Source organism: Psychromonas sp. (assembly GCF_041586535.1).
In the GTDB taxonomy this organism is placed as follows: domain Bacteria; phylum Pseudomonadota; class Gammaproteobacteria; order Enterobacterales; family Psychromonadaceae; genus Psychromonas.
Window position 1 is genome coordinate 1 of the sequence record NZ_JBFGZY010000072.1, and the last position, 19,147, is coordinate 19,147.

General features: G+C 40.9%; 18 protein-coding genes. 10 read left to right on the plus strand and 8 right to left on the minus strand.

The annotated features are described in order from the left end of the window. From rpsK to rplQ, 4 genes are all read left to right on the plus strand, one after another. Nucleotides 1-91, plus strand: a 91-nt coding sequence (rpsK, locus tag ABZA00_RS09490) for a 30S ribosomal protein S11 (RefSeq protein ID WP_372881939.1), incomplete at its 5' end; no start/stop codon positions are given. Between the two features lie 33 nt (nucleotides 92-124). After that, the gene (gene rpsD, locus ABZA00_RS09495) at nucleotides 125-745 is read left to right on the plus strand and encodes a 30S ribosomal protein S4 (protein ID WP_372881922.1); all 621 of its coding nucleotides are present in this window, start codon (nucleotides 125-127) and stop codon (nucleotides 743-745) included. Between the two features lie 25 nt (nucleotides 746-770). Further along, nucleotides 771-1,757: a DNA-directed RNA polymerase subunit alpha gene (rpoA, locus tag ABZA00_RS09500; RefSeq protein ID WP_372881923.1), complete on the plus strand. Its 987-nt coding sequence runs from the start codon at nucleotides 771-773 to the stop codon at nucleotides 1,755-1,757. Between the two features lie 37 nt (nucleotides 1,758-1,794). Continuing rightward, entirely contained in the window at nucleotides 1,795-2,172 is a 378-nt protein-coding gene (gene rplQ / locus ABZA00_RS09505; protein ID WP_372881924.1) for a 50S ribosomal protein L17, read from the plus strand. A gap of 99 nt (nucleotides 2,173-2,271) precedes the next feature. Here rplQ and ABZA00_RS09510 read toward each other — a convergent pair whose 3' ends face one another. The 5 genes from ABZA00_RS09510 to ABZA00_RS09530 all read right to left on the minus strand — a co-directional run bounded on the left by ABZA00_RS09510 (nucleotide 2,272) and on the right by ABZA00_RS09530 (nucleotide 8,171). Then, entirely contained in the window at nucleotides 2,272-4,047 is a 1,776-nt protein-coding gene (locus ABZA00_RS09510) for an ABC transporter ATP-binding protein/permease (RefSeq protein ID WP_372881925.1), read from the minus strand. A 147-nt stretch (nucleotides 4,048-4,194) separates the two neighbouring features. Continuing rightward, nucleotides 4,195-5,508, minus strand: a complete 1,314-nt coding sequence (locus ABZA00_RS09515; protein WP_372881926.1) for a citrate synthase — start codon at nucleotides 5,506-5,508, stop codon at nucleotides 4,195-4,197. A gap of 248 nt (nucleotides 5,509-5,756) precedes the next feature. Further along, entirely contained in the window at nucleotides 5,757-6,338 is a 582-nt protein-coding gene (amrA, locus tag ABZA00_RS09520; protein ID WP_372881927.1) for an AmmeMemoRadiSam system protein A, read from the minus strand. Further along, the gene (gene amrB / locus ABZA00_RS09525) at nucleotides 6,316-7,110 is read right to left on the minus strand and encodes an AmmeMemoRadiSam system protein B (protein ID WP_372881928.1); all 795 of its coding nucleotides are present in this window, start codon (nucleotides 7,108-7,110) and stop codon (nucleotides 6,316-6,318) included. Before amrB ends, amrA begins: the two co-directional genes overlap by 23 nt. Before the next feature lie 203 nt (nucleotides 7,111-7,313). Beyond that, the gene (locus ABZA00_RS09530; protein ID WP_372881929.1) at nucleotides 7,314-8,171 is read right to left on the minus strand and encodes a DnaJ C-terminal domain-containing protein; all 858 of its coding nucleotides are present in this window, start codon (nucleotides 8,169-8,171) and stop codon (nucleotides 7,314-7,316) included. 363 nt (nucleotides 8,172-8,534) lie between these two features. Between ABZA00_RS09530 and ABZA00_RS09535 the strand changes: the two genes are divergently transcribed. Beyond that, complete coding sequence (locus tag ABZA00_RS09535) at nucleotides 8,535-9,449, plus strand: L,D-transpeptidase family protein (RefSeq protein ID WP_372881930.1); 915 nt, start codon at nucleotides 8,535-8,537, stop codon at nucleotides 9,447-9,449. A 73-nt stretch (nucleotides 9,450-9,522) separates the two neighbouring features. Here the strand turns inward: ABZA00_RS09535 and ABZA00_RS09540 are convergent, their stop codons facing one another. Continuing rightward, nucleotides 9,523-9,771 (minus strand): LPP leucine zipper domain-containing protein, encoded by a 249-nt coding sequence (locus tag ABZA00_RS09540; protein ID WP_372881931.1) that lies wholly within the window; start codon nucleotides 9,769-9,771, stop codon nucleotides 9,523-9,525. A 470-nt stretch (nucleotides 9,772-10,241) separates the two neighbouring features. On the opposite strand from ABZA00_RS09540, the gene ABZA00_RS09545 reads away from it, so the two are divergent. Beyond that, a complete protein-coding gene (locus ABZA00_RS09545; RefSeq protein ID WP_372881932.1) occupies nucleotides 10,242-10,937 on the plus strand; it encodes a metal-dependent hydrolase in 696 nt (231 codons plus the stop codon). A gap of 244 nt (nucleotides 10,938-11,181) precedes the next feature. On the opposite strand, the gene ABZA00_RS09550 is transcribed toward ABZA00_RS09545, so the two are convergent. Next, nucleotides 11,182-11,991, minus strand: coding sequence for an MYG1 family protein (locus ABZA00_RS09550; protein WP_372881933.1), 810 nt, complete (start codon nucleotides 11,989-11,991; stop codon nucleotides 11,182-11,184). 173 nt (nucleotides 11,992-12,164) lie between these two features. Further along, the gene (locus ABZA00_RS09555) at nucleotides 12,165-13,226 is read right to left on the minus strand and encodes a 3-deoxy-7-phosphoheptulonate synthase (protein ID WP_372881934.1); all 1,062 of its coding nucleotides are present in this window, start codon (nucleotides 13,224-13,226) and stop codon (nucleotides 12,165-12,167) included. Between the two features lie 260 nt (nucleotides 13,227-13,486). Between ABZA00_RS09555 and ABZA00_RS09560 the strand changes: the two genes are divergently transcribed. The 4 genes from ABZA00_RS09560 (at nucleotide 13,487) to ABZA00_RS09575 (ending at nucleotide 18,684) form a co-directional block, all read left to right on the plus strand. Further along, nucleotides 13,487-15,085 carry a cation:proton antiporter gene (locus ABZA00_RS09560; protein WP_372881935.1) on the plus strand — a complete coding sequence of 533 codons (1,599 nt, stop codon included), beginning with the start codon at nucleotides 13,487-13,489 and terminating at the stop codon, nucleotides 15,083-15,085. A 1,033-nt stretch (nucleotides 15,086-16,118) separates the two neighbouring features. Then, a complete protein-coding gene (locus ABZA00_RS09565; RefSeq protein WP_372881936.1) occupies nucleotides 16,119-16,424 on the plus strand; it encodes a FeoA family protein in 306 nt (101 codons plus the stop codon). Nucleotides 16,425-16,481: 57 nt separating this feature from the next. Beyond that, nucleotides 16,482-18,485 (plus strand): ferrous iron transport protein B, encoded by a 2,004-nt coding sequence (gene feoB, locus ABZA00_RS09570; RefSeq protein ID WP_372881937.1) that lies wholly within the window; start codon nucleotides 16,482-16,484, stop codon nucleotides 18,483-18,485. Nucleotides 18,486-18,495: 10 nt separating this feature from the next. Beyond that, nucleotides 18,496-18,684 (plus strand): FeoB-associated Cys-rich membrane protein, encoded by a 189-nt coding sequence (locus ABZA00_RS09575; protein WP_372881938.1) that lies wholly within the window; start codon nucleotides 18,496-18,498, stop codon nucleotides 18,682-18,684. Nucleotides 18,685-19,147 lie beyond the last annotated feature (463 nt).

Sequence of the window (19,147 nt, forward strand, 5' to 3'; positions counted from 1 at the left end):
AAACGCGGCGGGTTTCCGTGTAACAAATATTACTGACGTTACACCAATCCCACACAATGGTTGTCGTCCACCTAAGAAACGTCGCGTTTAATAACGACGCTCAAAGGTAACTGGAGAAAGAACAATGGCAAGATATTTAGGGCCTAAACTTAAACTTAGCCGTCGCGAAGGAACAGATCTTTTCTTAAAATCTGGTGTCCGTGCGATTGAATCTAAGTGTAAAATTGATAATGCACCGGGTGTTCATGGTGCGCGTAAACCACGTCTGTCTGATTATGGTTTACAATTACGTGAAAAACAAAAAGTACGTCGTATGTACGGTGTGCTTGAAAAACAATTCCGTAACTACTACAAAGAAGCTGCACGTTTACAAGGCAACACTGGTGAAAACTTACTTCAACTTCTTGAAGGCCGTTTAGACAATGTTGTTTACCGTATGGGTTTTGGTGCGACTCGCGCTGAAGCACGTCAACTAGTTAGCCATAAAGCTATTTTAGTAAACGGTAAAGTTGTAAACATCCCTTCTTTTAATGTTAAAGCGAGTGATGTTGTCGCGATTCGTGAAAAAGCTAAAAAGCAGTCACGTATTGGCGCAGCACTTGAAATCGCAGGTCAACGTGAATCCGCAACTTGGGTAAATGTTGATGCAACGAAAATGGAAGGCGTATTTACTCGTCAGCCTGAACGTTCAGATTTATCTGCTGAGATTAACGAACAGTTAATCATCGAACTTTACTCTAAGTAAAGTTAATTGCTACGAGAGGACAAAAATGCAGGGTTTTGTAAAAGATTTTCTAAAACCGAACTTAGTTGGTATCGAACAAGTAAATTCAACTAGAGCAAAAGTGACTTTAGAGCCATTAGAACGTGGTTTCGGTCATACTTTAGGTAATGCACTTCGTCGTATCCTGTTATCATCCATGCCGGGTGCGGCGGTAACGGAAGTCGAAATTGATGGTGTACAGAATGAGTACAGCACGAAAGAAGGCGTACAGGAAGAGATCCTTGAGATTCTTCTTAACCTTAAAGGTCTAGCGGTTAAGCTTGAAGGTAAAAACGAAGTTATCGTGAGTTTAACTAAATCTGGGACAGGTCCTGTTATTGCAGCTGATATCACTCATGATAGTGACCTCGAGATAGTCAATCCAGAACATGTGATCTGTCATTTAACCGGCAATGCTGAAATCAGCATGCGCATTAAAATTGAATCAGGTCGTGGGTATGTTCCAGCTTCATCCCGTGTACATAGTGAAGAAGATGAGCGTCCGGTTGGCCGTCTATTAGTCGATGCGACTTTCAGCCCTGTTGAGCGTATTGCTTACAGTGTTGAATCTGCTCGTGTTGAACAGCGTACCAACTTAGACAAACTTGTTATCGATATGGAAACGGACGGTACACTTGAGCCGGAAGAGGCAATTCGTCAGGCTGCTATGATTTTAGCCGGCCAGCTGGACGCATTTGTTGATGAACGTATTATAAGTGCACCTGTTGAAATAGAAGAAAAACCTGAGTTTGATCCTATTCTCTTACGCCCAGTCAATGACTTAGAGTTAACTGTTCGTTCTGCTAACTGTCTGAAAGCAGAGTCAATTCACTATATCGGTGACTTGGTACAACGAACTGAAGTTGAACTTCTAAAAATGCCTAATTTAGGCCGTAAATCATTAACTGAAATCAAAGATGATCTTGTATCACGTGGGCTTTATCTTGGTATGCGCCTGGAAAACTGGCCGCCAGCAAGCCTTATTGAAGATTAATCCAATCATACTAATAACGAATTATAAGGATTAGGTTATGCGCCATCGTCAAAGTGGACGTCAACTTAACCGAAACAGCAGCCACCGTCAGGCTATGTTTCGTAATATGGCAATTTCTATTGCAACGCACGAAGTTATTAAAACGACAGTGCCAAAAGCAAAAGAGTTGCGTCGTGTAATTGAGCCATTAATTACACTAGCTAAAACCGATAGCGTTGCTAATCGTCGTTTAGCATTTGCTCGTCTTCGTGACGATGCAGCAGTTGCAAAACTATTTAATGAACTGGGTCCGCGTTACGCGACTCGCCCTGGTGGTTACACCAGCATCATTAAATGTGGTTTCCGTACTGGTGATAAAGCTCCTATGGCTTACATCACGTTAGTAGACCGCCCAGTAGTAGCTGAAGAAGAATAAACCCTTCTGATACTGCAGAAAAAAGCCGGACAATTGTCCGGCTTTTTTGTATCTGAAATTCGGCTATCTGCTGACGGCTGTTTTTGCCTTCAGCTTTTTTCATTGTTTATTTTGCTGCAGCCGCCATAATTTTGCATACTCACCCTGCTGCTCTAACAACTGCTGATGATTTCCCTGCTCAACTATCATCCCCTCTTTGATCACCAGAATATTATCTGCATCAACAATAGTGGATAAACGGTGAGCAATAACCAGGCTGGTATTACCCTTAGATACATTGTTGATTGCCGTCATTATTTGTTGCTCGCTATAACTATCAAGCGATGACGTTGCTTCATCAAACACTAAAATAGCGGGCTTTTTTAGAATAGTACGGGCAATCGCAACACGCTGTTTTTCTCCTCCGGATAACTTTAACCCGCGCTCACCCACCATGGTCATCTCCCCGTCAGGGAGACTGTTAATAAACCCACGTAAATGTGCCAGGTCGATAGCATCTTCTATCTCCTCTTTACTGGCATCGGTGCGACCGTAGCGAATATTTTCCAAAATAGTGTCATTGAATAAAACCGTGTCCTGCGGGACTATGCCGATAGCTCTGCGCAACGAGTGCTGAGTAACCTCGCGAATATCCTGATTGTCAATCACAATGCGCCCATCTGTTACATCATAAAAGCGGAACAGCAGTTTGACTAAGGTGGATTTACCACCGCCACTGCCCCCCACAACCGCTACCTTTTGGCCGGGTTTTACATTAAATGATATGTTATTAAGAATGCGCCGCTGCGGCTGATAATAAAAACCAACCTGTTCAAAGCTTATTTCTCCTTTTGTTGTAATCAGCTGCCGTGCATTGGGCAAATCTTCCACTTTTGGCTTCAGGGTTAGCAGATCAAACATCTTTTCAATATTCGCCAGTGAACCGCGGATTTCCCGGTAAACAAAACCAAGAAAATTAAGCGGCATAAAAATCTGCATGGTGAAGGCATTAATCAGTACAAAATCTCCAAGTGTCATAGTCCCGTCGGCAACACTTAACGCAGCAAGGGTCATCATTGCGGTCATTGCAGTCGCTATGATTAACGCTTGCCCGCCATTGAGTACAAATAATGACAGTCTATTTTTACGCTTGGCCTGCTCCCATCTCCTCAGTTCTGCATCATAGCGATCTGCTTCATAGACCTCATTACCAAAATATTTGACTGTTTCATAATTGAGTAAACTGTCAATTGCCCGGCTGTTACTCTGTGAATCGGCAAGGTTAGCCTCGCGAATAAATTCGGTTCGCCATTGCGTTGCTTTGACCGAATAAAGTACATAACAGAGCACTGCAAGCAAAATAACTACTGCAAAACTTACCCCATAATCAAGCAAAAGAATAACAGTCACAAAACTGAGCTCCAATAACGTTGGAATGATATTAAAAATCATAAAGCGCATGACAAAATGAATCCCGGAAACACCGCGCTCCATATCTCTGGATAAGCCTCCCGTTTGACGATTTAGATGAAAGTCTAAATCCAGATGATGGAGATGCTCAAAGACACTTAAACCTACCCGCCTCATCGCACGCTCAGTCACACGTCCGAATAACGTATCGCGCAACTCACCGAATAATACTAATGCAAATCTCAATACACCATAAGCAACAACCAGCATGATCGGTGCGGCGATCAACTGCAGGTTATTATTATCAAGGGTATCAACAATATGTTTAAGGACAAAAGGCAGCCCAACCGTGGCTATTTTGGCAAGTACCAAACACAATAATGCCAACAATACGCGTAGTTTGTATTCAGCGAGGTAAGGAATGAGTGTTTTAAAAACGGACCAGTTTATCGAGTCTGGTACATCAGTATGTTGTCCATGGCGCATTGAGAATCATCCATTGATAGTAAATTACTCAACTTTAAGGTCTAGCGTGCTTGTTGTCTAATTAAAAAAGCGCATGGCCAGGCAAGCTTTGGGACTGCTTTGACTGGCTGCCAAGAAGTCAGAATAAACATGAGAAAAGAATAAGTTCTAACGTTTATCCAGGGGGATATAACCGCGCTCTTCAGTACCGCAATAGATTTGTCTGGGCCGCTCAATCTTATGCTCAGGATCGAGCAGAAACTCCTGCCACTGCGCTAACCATCCAGTGGTACGGGCTATCGCAAACAGCACAGGGAACATACCGAGCGGAAATCCCAGTGCCTGATAAATCAGACCTGAATAGAAATCAACATTAGGATAAAGATGACGGGAGACAAAATAGTCATCCTGCAGGGCAATTCTTTCCAGCTCCAGGGCAATATCAAGCTGCGGGTTTAGTCCGGTTACAGCAAACACATCTTTGGCCATCTTTTTACAAATTTGCGCCCGGGGATCATAATGTTTATAGACACGGTGGCCAAATCCCATCAAACGCCCCTCTTTGCCTGATTTTATAGACTTGATAAATTCCGGAACACGATCAACAGAGCCGATTTTTGCTAACATATGCAGAACAGCCTCGTTCGCTCCGCCGTGCAAAGGCCCGTATAAAGCAGCTATAGCTGATGAAGCGGCAGAAAAAGGATCACTGTAAGAGCTGCCTACCCCGCGCATAATACTGGTACTGCAGTTTTGCTCATGGTCGGCATGGAGAATGAAGAGGACATCAATGGCCCTTTCCAAAACAGGATCCGGCTGGTATTTTAATTCACTCTTTTTCCATAACATATTCATAAAATTGCCTACATAGGACAATTCCTGATCCGGATAGATATAAGGTAAACCAAGACTATGACGGTAAGCAAATGCTGCCAGTGTTGGCATTTTGGCAATTAAGCGCCATATTTGTTTATTACGGCACTCCTGATCATGGATATTTTTGGCATCCGGGTAAAAGGTTGACAATGCACCAACCGTACTGACCAGAATTCCCATCGGATGGGCATTGTGCTGAAAACGGTCAATAGACTTTTTGATATTTTCATGCACAAAAGTATGCTCGATAATGCCCAGTTCCCAACACTTTAACTGTTCCTGGTCGGGTAACTCACCATTTAAAATCAGGTAAGCCGTTTCCAGGTAGGTACTTTTTTCTGCTAACTGCTCAATCGGATACCCACGATAACGAAGAATCCCTTTTTCCCCATCAAGAAATGTCACGCGACTGCTGCAGGAAGCTGTATTGGTAAAACCGGGATCATAGGATAGCAGGCCAAAATCCTGCTCAGATGTTTTTATATTCCTGAGCTCCAGTGCATTGATAGATGCGCCGTAGTTAGGGTAGGTACCATATTGAATGGGAATTTCGTAGCTCTTACCGGTACGGTTGTCGGTAATAGTAAGACTATGCTTATGATTCATAATATCGTCACCTTTATCCAATCACCAGAGTTTGCTGGTTATGCTAAAGTTTAGACTCTTCTAAGTGCTTTTCAAACTGCAAAAGATTAACCACAGCAGACAGAGCGACGGGTTTAAGGCGCCTAATCACGCATATCTCACTGTATTTTTTGATAATATTAACAGTGGATGGCGTGTTGCATACATTCACTTCAGGATAACTTTAAAAGCATCAAATAATATTCAACAGCCTGCATGACAAAGCGAATTTATTCACCGCTTTCAATTACAAAAGTTTCAAAACGAAATATTTGGATTGCGTCGCTCCAATAATCCCGGGACCAGCCCCCTTTCTGCTTTAATGCCTGAACAAAGGATTCGGCTGTTGGCAAAGATTGCCAGACTGTCGGCAAAAATATCGCGCTGTGATAGTCGTCTTTCAATAACAAGCCGTCAATCTCCGGTTGAAGTTGTTCAAGCAGAGCCTGCTCTCCTGCATTTTGCAGTGGCTGTAGCTCGGACAGAACGGATATCTCAAAGCTCAGGGCAGATAATTCCTTTTTTTCAAGCGGTGTAAAACGCCGATCTTCACAAGCACTGTAATAACTATAGTTGCAGACATTTTGCCAGAGAGAGTTTTGCGCGTCATAAGTACCAATGCAGCCACGCAACTGTTTATGAACATATAAGGTAACGAAACAGCTTAGCGGCGTTAATAATTTTTGTGATTTCGGTGGCGCAGGCTCGAATCGGGTTCCATATTCAACGGCTTTTTCAAGGGCTTGCCAAACAAGCAGCTTAAGCTCCGCCTGCTCCTCCTCAGTTAAATTAAAATAAGATAAAACTGGCATAACCTACCACCTCATTTTTGCTGCCTAAAGTGTCACCTGAGTTCGCTTTTTTAAGCAGTTTGATGGTCCAATTTTGACTTTGCGCATAACGCAGTAAACCATTTACAGCATAACAACCGCAGGCATCTTCACCCTTTAAATCAGATTCATAATTTAAAATATGCTGAATCGTTTTGTTGTCCAGAGACTGGGCCTGCTGGTAGGAATGATAATGACTGAGATCAGAACTGACCACCATCAATGTATCTGCCTGATTCACCTTTAATTCATCGAGAATTTTACTGATCTGCTCAGCGGAGCAGTAACCGACTACTATCGGCACAAGCACAAATTTATCCAGACAGCGCTGTAAAAAAGGCAGCTGCACTTCTAATGAGTGCTCCAGCAAATGTGCCGGATCATAAGTTATCGCCAAACCTTTATTCAATAATTGCGTATTAGATACTTTATCTATTTCTACCTGACCAAGCGGTGTGGAAAAAAAATCACAACTGGAAACAGCACAACCATGCAGAGCAACACGGTGGCTCGGTCCAAATAAGATAACTCTGCGGATCTGATGGGAAATATTTTTCAGGTAAGCATAAGCATATCCGGCAACGGCACCGGAATAACAGTAGCCGGCGTGCGGTACAATTAACGCTTTTGCCTGAACAGCAGTTGGTATTTCAGCGGCATTTTCTACGTTTAAAAAAACATTGAGTTCCTGATTAATTTGTTCGGCAGTGCCCGGGTAAAAACTGCCTGCTACGGCCGCAGCTCGGGATTTCATAAATACCTCCAAAAAAATAGCTACACCCATGTCGATGCATCAAACAGACTGCATTGATCTTATATAAGTATAGTCAAACCTTGAATGAAAACGCGCTGAGAAATTTTATCAGGAAGAAATGGCGGACAGGTGCAGTATACGCCTGTCCGCTTTTTAAAGTTAACTAAATGATGATCGGATCATTATACGAGCACAGTGTTTATTTACATTATCTTTGCAAGTTCGCTCAGCAGAGCCTCCTGCTCAGGCGTTAAGCTTGTTGGCGTAGTGATAACAACTTCATAAATAAGATCCCCTTTAAGCTCACTGTTCATTGCCTTAACCCCTTTACCCTTAATGCGGAATTTTCTCCCCGTTTGAGTGCCTTTAGGTATTTTAAAACTAATATGGCCGTCAAAAGTAGGCACTTCCATCGAGCCGCCCAGTGCAGCTGTTGGAAAAGAGATAGGCAGTGTATAGTGCAAATCATTTCCATGACGCTCAAACATTTCATCTTTAATAAGGTTAATTTCTACACGTAAATCACCATTTGGTCCCCCTAAAGATCCCGGGTTGCCTTTATTTGCAAGACGAACACTTTGCCCGTGGTCAATACCAGCAGGAATAGTGACCTTAAGAATCTGCTCGCTGTTAGGTAGTCGAATCTCTTTCTGACAGCCATTGATCGCTTCAGCTAAAGTCAGTTTGACTTGATAGAGTAAATCAGAGCCTTTTTCTGGTCTTGGTTGGTGTTGCTGCCTGAAGATATCAGCAAAAATATCATTATAATCATCGGAAGATTGCCCAAATCCACCAAAACCATGCCGTCTATTAAAACCAGAAGCCCGATGGTTAGGATCGAATGCCTGATGGCCAAAATCATCATATTCTTGCCTTTTCTCCGGATCTGAAAGGATTTCGTAGGACGATTTCACTTCTCTGAAATTTTCCTGTGCAACAGGATTACTCGGATTACGATCCGGATGATATTTCATCGCTAATTTTTTATAGGCTTTTTTTATTTCTTGTTCGCTAGCGTTTTTGCTAACGCCAAGTACTTCATAACAATCACGTTTTGACATGTTTATTTCTCAAACTCACTATTTATATGCAAACTGCCTGTTTTGTAATGCTAACAGGAAAGACCTTACTGCAGAGCAATTACAATCTTCTTCTATCTGAGTATAATTTAAAATGCATCTGCTACTTTTTTCGGTCATAATTACTCCAGACTCTTTGATAAGCGAAGATCCTGAACGGGATGTCAGATTTTAACTTATAAAACGAACAAGGTCTCGCAATGGTTTGAATATAAAGAGTAAGCGGAGCCCTACTTTTATAGCAAACTGCTTTAGGTAATTTAGATTTAAGCCCAACTATCATAAGGTTTCACTATGTTTGTGTATTATCATTTATTATCAGATTGGATAATAAGCAGTCATTATTTGCAAAAACACAGAATAATTCTCAGTTTGGGTCTTATTCTCACTCTATTAAATCCAACAGCTTCGCTGGCTGATGGCTACCCGCTGCCTGAAGATGGTTCTCGCTTAATTGGTGTACAGCATGAATATATAGTCCAACCGGGAGATACGCTGCAATCTATCACCAAACTTTATAATGTTGGTCTTATTGCGTTAATGGAATCAAACCCAGGAGTCGATCCTTTTCTGCCGGCCCCAGGGACAATATTACAGATCCCAAGCCAGATGCTATTACCTGATGTACCCTATCAAGGTATTGTGATTAATTTGCCCGAACTTAGGTTATATTATTTTCCGAAAGACAAAAACGAAGTTCATGTTTTCCCAATCGGCATCGGTCGGATAGGCCGCTCAACTCCGACAATGCAAACGTCTATCCACTCGAAAGTAAAAAACCCAACCTGGACGCCAACGGCTCAAAGCAGAGCTGAGTATTTCGCAGAAACAGGTGAACATTATCCCGCTGTGATACCTGCCGGACCGGATAATCCGCTGGGCGCGTATAAGATGCGCTTGGCATACGGCCGAGGGGAGTACCTGATCCATGGAACAAATAAAGATTTTGGCATTGGTATGCGTGTCAGTGCCGGCTGCATCCGCTTAAATCCGGATGATATTGAGTGGCTGTTTTATCAAGTCGACAGAAATGAATCAGTTCGGATAATTAACGAACCGATCAAAGTATCAACAGAGCCAAACGGCACAAAGATACTTGAAGTTCACTCACCGGTATCCAGAAGTGAAGATGACAATGAGTTTAGTTTGTATTGGACAGATGAAATAATTAAATTCAACAATCAGGAACTGGTTGATGATGAAGAAGTAACAAAAGCATTGTTATTACATCAGGGAATACCTGTCGTGATAGATAGGTAAATAGGCAATGAATAAGTAAAAAAAAAGGTTGGCTCTTAGGCCAACCTTTTTTGTTCTTCATCTTACTAAAAAATTATTTTTTGTAAGAAGTAGCGATGTTGTCAATGCGAGCATTAGCGCGCTCTGTTTCACTAGCTACAGCTTGTAAATCAGCTTTCAGGCTGCTATGGTCAGAAGCCATCATATCAACTTTATCTGATAACTCACCGACTTGGTTAGTTAGGTTATCGATACTATCTTGCATCATTTCAGTTTTATTTGAACAACCAGCAAGTAAAATTATTGATGCAACAGCGCCAGTAATAAGTAATTTTTTGCTCATAGTGAAACCTCTTCTTTTTAGTTGGATTAACGCAAATGTACACTCTTGATGCACTCAGCCTAAGTATGTAATATATCTGATATTTCGCCACCTAAGCCTGCGTCTTTTTTTATATTATTTTCTTGACTCACATTAAGTGAGAGATAAATCATGCCCTAATTTATTTCTTTTATCTAGATAAAGATCGCCTTAACTGACGAATAAATCACAGATTTCACCTGTTTTTTTAAATAAATGGCGTGCGTGTCAAGTAAGCTCTTTTTTTTAAAAAATATCAAGTGAAATATAAAAATAACTTGCTTCAATTACTTGTTTTTTCATATAACAGGCGTATTACTTAGCCACAATTCATACAGAGATTGACAAATAAACATCAACCAAAAAAATAGCAATCAGGTAATCAATGTCGCTTATCATTCATGGCAAATACAGGATAGAATGACGATAACGTTTTCAACATAAGAGAAACAATGGCAAATTTTAATACACACTTCAATACAGCAGCAGCTTGTACTGGTCTTGGTTGTGCTGCACTATTATCAGCAGGCCATATCGACGTCAATACAGCATTATGGTTATGGTGTCTGGGCACCATTGGGGGCTTATTACCTGATATCGACTCCGACAACTCAACATCACTGGATATTGTCTTCAATATATTTGCCGCCGTTATTCTTCTAATGGTAATGCGTTACATTACTGGAGAGCACTTTAGAGAGATTCGTTTTATCGAATTACTGCTAATCCCTTTAGCTGTTTATGGCATTATGAAATGGTTAATAAGACCCTTATTTGAAAAATTGACAGTTCACAGGGGCAGCTGCCATTCTCTGTTATTTATTACCCTATGTGGCCTGTTAACAACACAGCTGACTTGGATATTCAATGACGATCACGCAGCAAAATCAGCTATTATTGCTCTGCTTTCAGGTGGATTTATTTTTTTTGGCGGACTTATTCATTTAATTTTGGATGAAATATGCAGTGTGGATTTAAGCAATGTCAGAGTTAAACGTTCTTTCGGAACGGCCTTGAAAATAGCTGATTTTAACAATAAAAGTGCAACTGTGTTGATGCTCTTTGCCATCATCGCATTAGGTTATATGCTGCCTGATACAACCACAACGATCAATTTATTGGTTGATTGGTCCGCATTTAATTTTTAATTAACCTCAACTCTGGATAGTGGGCATTTTAATAGATGAAGTTATCTGTATTTGACTCAGGTAGGGGTCAATGGCGAGAGGTTCGCTCAAAAGCCAGCTCTGTATTACAACACTTGAAAAGGGAATAAGCATTCTCTGCATATTGTGCCTTGAGCTGGTATCTGAGCGAACCTCTGAATTTGCATTTTCAAGTAGCTTGGGTATCAAACAATAACCCGTATAAAGAAAGTAACCCGCCCACTTTTTAATTTTCCAGCATTGTAAAAATAGCTTCTTTGCTCTGATAGACACCAAAAAATCCATTTTGATGAATAAACAACGCATTCTCATCATCATTTAGCCTGGGGTGAGCCATTACAAAACTATTCTCTTTATCGGAAGGAATCTGGATATTCCACTGATTCTTCGCTTCGACATACCAAATCACATGGGTGATCTCTGAATAGTTGCTTTCACCATGAACTAATGCGGTCCAATTAGGCGCATACTCAGCTAAAATTAAAACTTTGTGCTTACCGATCTGCTTCACTTGTGATTTTTTGATAATTTCTGCCGCACGCTTAAGCTTATCCTGTTTTTGCTTTAAATGGCCGGTAAATTTCAGAGCAATATTAACGGCATGATTAAATGCCTTTTGCTGCTTTTTATCATCAAATACATCGGTATGATTATAAGCAGAGACAATCTGCGCAAATGAAAAATCAGCCATTTTTTCTATGCCGCAATCATGCTTATCAATGGCCTCGACGAAACAATCTATTTCCGGGCACGCCTTTCCCGTTTTATCTTTAATCCACAACCATACCAGACCGGCACTGGAAATCTTTCCATCTTTGATTTGATGGTGATCGAAACGACACGTTTCAATATTATGGATAGCACCAACATCGACAACAATATCGCCCTGATTTATCTGCTCCATTTCACGCGTACGGATAATTTCAAATTGTCCCTTTTTAATGATCCCATAAAGCTGCAGCAGTGCCACTGCCGTCACTTCATCCGCATGAAACGAACCATTATGGGTAACCACTTTTATTTTATCATTTGTCATAAACTTTATATCTCTTTTCCCGGGGTATGTTGACACGGCAGACAACGCTGCAGGCAAGGATTACAAAAAAAGTTGAGAGGATAGGAGTTGTCTTTCTTAATGAAGACAGTCTTAGTGTAAAAAGCGGGAGGATATATTTAAGCTACCTCCCTTCTTTTTGATAGCTCGTTATATTATTGCAACTGTTTCATTCTCTCTTTACTTGCCTCTGCCAGTTCACTGAGCATTTGTGCTGTATCCTGCCAATCAATGCAGGCATCGGTGATACTTTTACCAAACACAAGCTCCTTGCCGTCTTCAACTGATTGATTACCTGCTTCGATAAAGCTTTCAATCATCACACCGGAGATTGAACGGCTGCCTGCACGTAATTGTGCCATAATATTATGCGCCACATCCCACTGTTTTTTATATTCTTTCAAACTGTTGCCATGGCTAAAATCAACCACTAAGCGCTGGCTTAAACCGACCTTATCCAATTCATTTGCCGCATTGGCAATATCTGCTGCACTGTAATTCGGTTTTTTGCCGCCGCGTAAAATTAAATGGCCATAAGGGTTACCGGCAGTTTTATAAATTGTCATGCGCCCATTTTTATCCGGTGAATAAAAAATATGCCGCGCTTTAGCTGAGCGCACTGCATCCATGGCAATTTTCAAATTGCCGTCGGTGCCATTTTTAAAACCAACGGGGCATGACAGTGCCGAGGCCATCTCGCGGTGAATTTGACTTTCCGTGGTACGTGCGCCAATCGCTCCCCAGGTAATAAGGTCTGCAATATATTGACCGGTAACCATGTCAAGAAATTCCGTCGCTGTAGCAAGCCCCAGATCATTTATATCAACCAGTAATTTTCTTGCTAATGTAATACCTTTATTGACATTGTTTGTACCGTCTAAATCAGGATCGTTAATCAATCCTTTCCAGCCGACAATAGTGCGCGGTTTTTCAAAATAGGTGCGCATGACAATACACAACTCATTGGTATATTTATCTTTAAGCTTGACCAGACGCTGCGCATATTCCATTGCCGCGGCGGGATCGTGGATAGAGCAAGGGCCGACAATTACCAGCAGACGATGATCTTCACCGGCTAAAATGGCTTCCACCTCCCGACGGGCACGTGTAACAACCCCGGCAGAACTATCTGATATCGGACATATTTCAGCCAGTTCAGCAGGGGTTATCAGGTGATCTAATCTTTCTGTTCTTAATTCGTCTGTTTTTAACGGCATTGTAGTACCCGATTAATATAATAAAAGTGATGTGCTGATACCTTATCTAAAAAAGCAACAGGATAAAAGCAAAAGCCTGAATATAGCTGTGGTTATCAGCAGTGTGAACAGCATAAGTCTTTGCCTACCTTACAAAAAAAATAAATGACTGCGGTTATTATTGCTGATAATAAGGAGAAAATCAGATCAAAATTAAATTGATCAGTATCAAATTTACTGTATTTTAACAGTACGGCTGTGATTTATTTGTGAGGAAAAAAATGGACTCAATTCTCGTTATTATTTTTATTTCATTAGCGATAGCTAGCATCTTAAATATCATCTTAAAAAAGTTTTCTGTCTCGCATATTATCGGGTACATTATCACCGGTACCATTATCAGTAATATCTTTGATTTTAATGGCAGTGAAGATCTGAAATCATTAGAGCTTATTGGTGAATTCGGCATTGTGTTTTTAATGTTCACCATCGGGTTGGAGTTATCTTTTTCCAAGCTGAAAAGAATGAAAGAAATTATTTTATTAAATGGTTTTATTCAAGTCGGACTCAGTTCGCTGATTATTTATTCGCTTTCTTATTACTTGTTTAATATTGACAGCACTTCATCCATTATCATCGCGTTATCTTTCAGTTTATCATCCACGGCAATTGTCCTGACCTATTTGAAATCGTCAAAAGATATTCTCACTCCCTACGGTAAAAAGTCAGTTGCTATTCTGGTCTTTCAAGACTTAGCCGTTATCCCCATTTTGTTACTGATCAGCTTTCTGGCAAATGATCAGTTATCCGTTGCTGATGTTATTATGAAAACCGCATTGTCGGCGACACTGGTTATTGTTTTTATGTTTACCTTAGGTAAAAAAATAATCGAATGGTTGCTACACTTTTCAAGTACAGCCAGACTGGAAGAGCTCTTTTTAGCCTCAGTCTTAACCATTGTCATCGGAGCATCTTTATTAGCACACGAAATGGGATTCACCTACTCTCTGGGCTCTTTTATCGCCGGAATGATCATTGCTGAAAGTGCCTATCATGTTAAAGTCGAATCAGATATAGCATCTTATAAAGACTTATTATTAGGCGCTTTTTTCTTCTCGATCGGCACCAAAATAGATTTTTTCTATTTCCTGAGCAATTTATACCTAGTGTTCGGGGTATTAGCTTTCACCATGTTAATAAAAGCGCTGATAGTTTATTTTTTAATCCGAAAAAAATCCAACAAAAGTGATTCGATAAAATCCGCAATTTCACTTTGCCAAATCGGTGAGTTTTCATTTGCTATTTTTTCGCTCGCGCTTAGCCAAAATATAATCTCTCATGAACTAGGCAGCTTCCTGATTTTAGTAACGGTTTTATCGATGATCGTCACCCCCTTTATGGTCAATCATATTTATAAACTTGCTTCTTTCTTTGTGGTGGAATTTTATGAATCAGACAAAATCACTCCGATAAACGCCAGCAATCACACCATTATTTGCGGTTTTTCAACGCTCGGACGAATAGTCGCAAAAGAACTGGACAAAAAGGGAGTTACCTTTTTAATTATTTCGGATAATTTACAACATGTATTAATAGCCAAAAAGCGCGGTCACAAAGCGTATTTTGGTCACCTGGAAAAACTCCCGGTATTGGAATCACTCACAGTAGAGCAATCTTCGAGTATTATTATTACTGTTGATGACCTGAGAACTAAAAAAATAATTTGCGAAGCGATATTAAATTATCATCCCGAAGCCAATTTAGTTGTCAAAGTAAACACAACGAGCGAGAAACAATCTCTGGAGGAGTTAAGTATTAACTCTTTTGTTCATGCCCAGCATGAAACTGCACTATTACTGGTTGAAAAAAGTTTGCCTTGATTGCCGCTTTTAACGGCCCTCTTGCTCACCGGCAATTAAGTTGGAAAGTGAAAAATTATGCGGGAATTGAAAAGTAGCGGCACTACAATACAGTTAAAACTTTTGATGTTGCCGAAAAAGCAGCATCAAATGAAGCTAATGGTAATGTTGCCGGGGCGGGTGTTGGTATGAGTATTGGCAAACTAATGATGAATATGCATTCTGATTTGATGGATAACAGTAAAACAACAACACCATTAAGTACGAGTAACAGTACAATTACCTGCTCTTCATGCCGACAGGCATTACCTGCCGCAGCCAAATTTTGCTGCAACTGTGGTTCAGAATAAACAAAAAATAAACAGTACCTCTCTTTTATAACACGAAGACCCAGATACTTTTTATATTAAAATAGTATGCGGGTCTTCGTGCGTTAGCCAGTTAACATAATAGGCTTTTTATGTATGTTTTTTGTTTACATCCCCCCTCATTTCACAAATTCTTCAGTTTAAATATGATACGTTAGCCAACGTAAATACAGCAAGCCCTATATCATTAAATAGAATGGAATCTAAACTATGAATATAATCCGTAAATGCAAAGCAATATTCAGAATTAAATCTACATTAAATGTCGCAACAAGCCTAAAAGGGCGAGCAACGTCTGTACTTGTACATGACTTACGGCAGGCAAAATTAGAACATTCCAAAAACAAGAAGTAACTGCATGTAGGTAAAATTAAAGATTTACTTCACTACCAGGAGCCTGACCGGGAATTGCGCTCATCGCTAGAGCGCCACATAGTTTATTTACCGCAGCCCGACTGCTGAATAGCAGCTATCAAACCGTCCTGCAAATTGATCTGCATCAACCAACTATCAACTATCCACACAAAAAGTATGTAAAAATCCGAACAAGCATTGAGATGAGAATAATTTTCACTTAGATTAAACCCATCGATAACAATTATCATTTGTTTCAATTGTTTCGCCGGAATCAGCCAATACTGAAAACAACAGCACAAAGATACATTGCCACATTTGGAGAGGTAATTATGAACCAAGCCGTTTTAAACTTTCTGCCAGCAAGAGCAGTGACATGGTTACAGTCAAAAAATAATAGCAACAAAACTCATCCAGCGGCTAAAAACCTATCACTAGCTGAAATCAATAAAGAATATGTTATTGAAGATGTGGTTGCTGCTGATAAAGAGATAGTTAACTTCCTTTTCACTCTAGGCTGTTTTAAAGGTCAAACGGTAACTGTTATCTCTCTTTTATCTGAAAATTACGTTATTGCCATCAAAGATGCCAGGTACAGCATTGACGCTGATTTAGCGCGCGCGGTGTTGCTGCTTTAATTGTTTAAAGTAGAGACACTGGTTAAAGCGAACTTATTATTTAATTAGGAGAAAACCATGAAAATAGCATTAGCTGGTAATCCCAATAGTGGCAAAACGACGCTCTTTAATGCCATCACTGGGAAAATTGAACATGTTGGCAACTGGGCGGGTGTCACCGTCAGTAAAAAAGAAGGGATCATCAAAAAAACGGTCAACCCGTCAGATACAAGAATTACAGCGGTTGATCTGCCCGGTGCTTATTCAATGTCTCCTTTTTCATCAGAAGAGACGATCACCCGGGATTTTATTAAAAATGAAAAACTCGATGTTATTGTCAATATTGTTGATGCAACAAGTTTAAACAGAAGTTTATTTTTCACTACTCAGCTTTTAGCGCTGGGTATTCCTGTTGTTGTCGCGCTTAATAAGAGTGATTTAACCAAGAAGAAAAAAACGACAATTAATATTGCTAACTTAAGTGCACAGCTTGGCTGCCCCGTCGTAGAAACGATTGCAGCAAACAGTAGCCATAATGGTTTAGAAACACTAATTTCTAAAGTGATTGAAGTTAATGGTCAACCTCAAACAGCTCCCTTTAGTGATCAGGGGGTTGATTTAAAAAACCCTCAATCTGTAGAGTATTTCGATACACAGCGCTTTGAATTTGTCAAAGATCTGGTAGGTAAGGTTGAAAACAGACAGATCAAGAGTAATGCCCAAACCAATCAGGATATCGCCGATAGATTTTTAGCGCATAAGTGGCTCGGGCTGCCTATTTTTGCTTTGGTAATGTGGTCTGTATTCTCTATATCACAAACCCATTTAGGCCCGATTTTAGCTGATACCCTTGTCGGCTGGATAGATGGACTGTACGCTCTGGTAGAAGGCTTGTTAGGTGATCAGGTTTCCCCTGTACTAAGCGCGTTACTGTTAGATGGGATTATTGGTGGTGTTGGCGCGGTCGTCGGCTTCCTGCCTTTGATTATGGTGCTGTTTTTCTTACTCGCACTGCTTGAAGACAGTGGTTATATGGCACGTGTCGCTGTGGTGATGGATCGTTTTTTCAAAAAGGTCGGCTTATCGGGTAAATCAATTATCCCCATGGTTATCGGTACAGGTTGTGCTATTCCCGGCGTCATGGCAACAAGAACCATACAGAATGAAAGACAAAGAAGAACAACGGCAATGTTAACCCCATTTATGCCTTGTGGTGCTAAACTGCCGGTTATCGCCCTTTTTGCCGGTGTCTTTTTTAATGATGCAGCATGGGTTGGCACTGCCATGTACTTTACGGGCATTGCTATCATCATCTTTGGTGCCTTGATGGTGGTTAGAATTACGGGTGAGAAAAATGCGCGAACATTTTTTATACTTGAATTACCGGAATACCGCTTCCCGAGTATAAAAAGAGCCATTGTCTCCACGCTCGCCAGAGCCAAAGCATTCATCATTAAAGCGGGTACCATTATTCTTTTGTGTAACGCCGCAGTACAAATCATGCAGACATTTAACTGGCAGCTTCAAGTTGTTGCAGAAGGTGCTGAGCAGACAAGTATTCTGGCCGGAATAGCAACGCCCTTTGCATTTGTGTTAATTCCGCTTGGATTCGGCGTTTGGCAGTTAGCGGCTGCGGCAATCACCGGCTTTATCGCCAAAGAAAATGTTGTCGGTACACTGGCTGTTGTTTATGGCATTACCAACTTTATCGATACGGAAGAGCTGGCATTGGTAGCAGGCGGCTCAGATGTTGCCGGTATCATGGGACTATCTTCCGTGGCGGCCTTAGCCTATTTAATGTTTAACCTTTTCACTCCGCCTTGTTTCGCTGCGATAGGTGCGATGAATGCGGAATTAGAAGATAAAAAATGGCTATGGGGAGGTATCGCGTTTCAGTTCGGTATGGGCTATGTCGTTGCCTTTATCACATACCAGGCCGGAAGTTATATCACCACCGGTGCATTGGGTCAGGGCTTTGTATACGGCCTGATCGCCTGCTTAGCCCTGTTCGGCGCGCTTATCTACTGCGTTAACCAAGGCGAGAGAAAGGCACAGCAGACATTAGCGCTATACACCGCATAAGGAGCTATTTATGGCCAATATAATTGTAGCTTCGATTATTTTATTAATTATCGGATTATCTATCAGCAAAATCATAATTGAAAAACGCAGAGGCGCAAAATGTGTCGGCTGCGCTCTGAGCAGTGAATGTTCCTCCGGCAATAAAGGGGCCGATTATAAAAGATCAGCACAGGGAATAGAGATAAAAGAGATAACCTAACATTCTGAATATTAATAATTATTACTCTATTCACCTCATCAATGCCGCCCTTTAAAAGGCGGCATTAATAATGAGTATTACCTCAGCAAACAGTTGCTTAATTAGCAATATTAAGGTTATAACATATTGTAAATTAAGGCTTAACATTAACGACAACAATCAACTGTTGACGTGGCAACAATTCTGCAGCCACGTTAAAAATGAAGTTTGGCAGGTGATTTGATTAAGCCGCTTGCGGCAGGTTGTCGATGACATAAGAACGTTTTTTTACGAACAGCGACAATATTCCACCAGTGACACCAATGACAAACTGAATTGTACCTATACCCATGTTACTTCAAAATGCTTTGTCAGGCACGAGCTCGGAGACCAGAGCAAGACGCAACATGAGGTAATGGTTATTCCCTTTTCGATTGGTGCAACGCAGCACTGGTTTTCGAGCTGACACAACGCAGAATGAGCG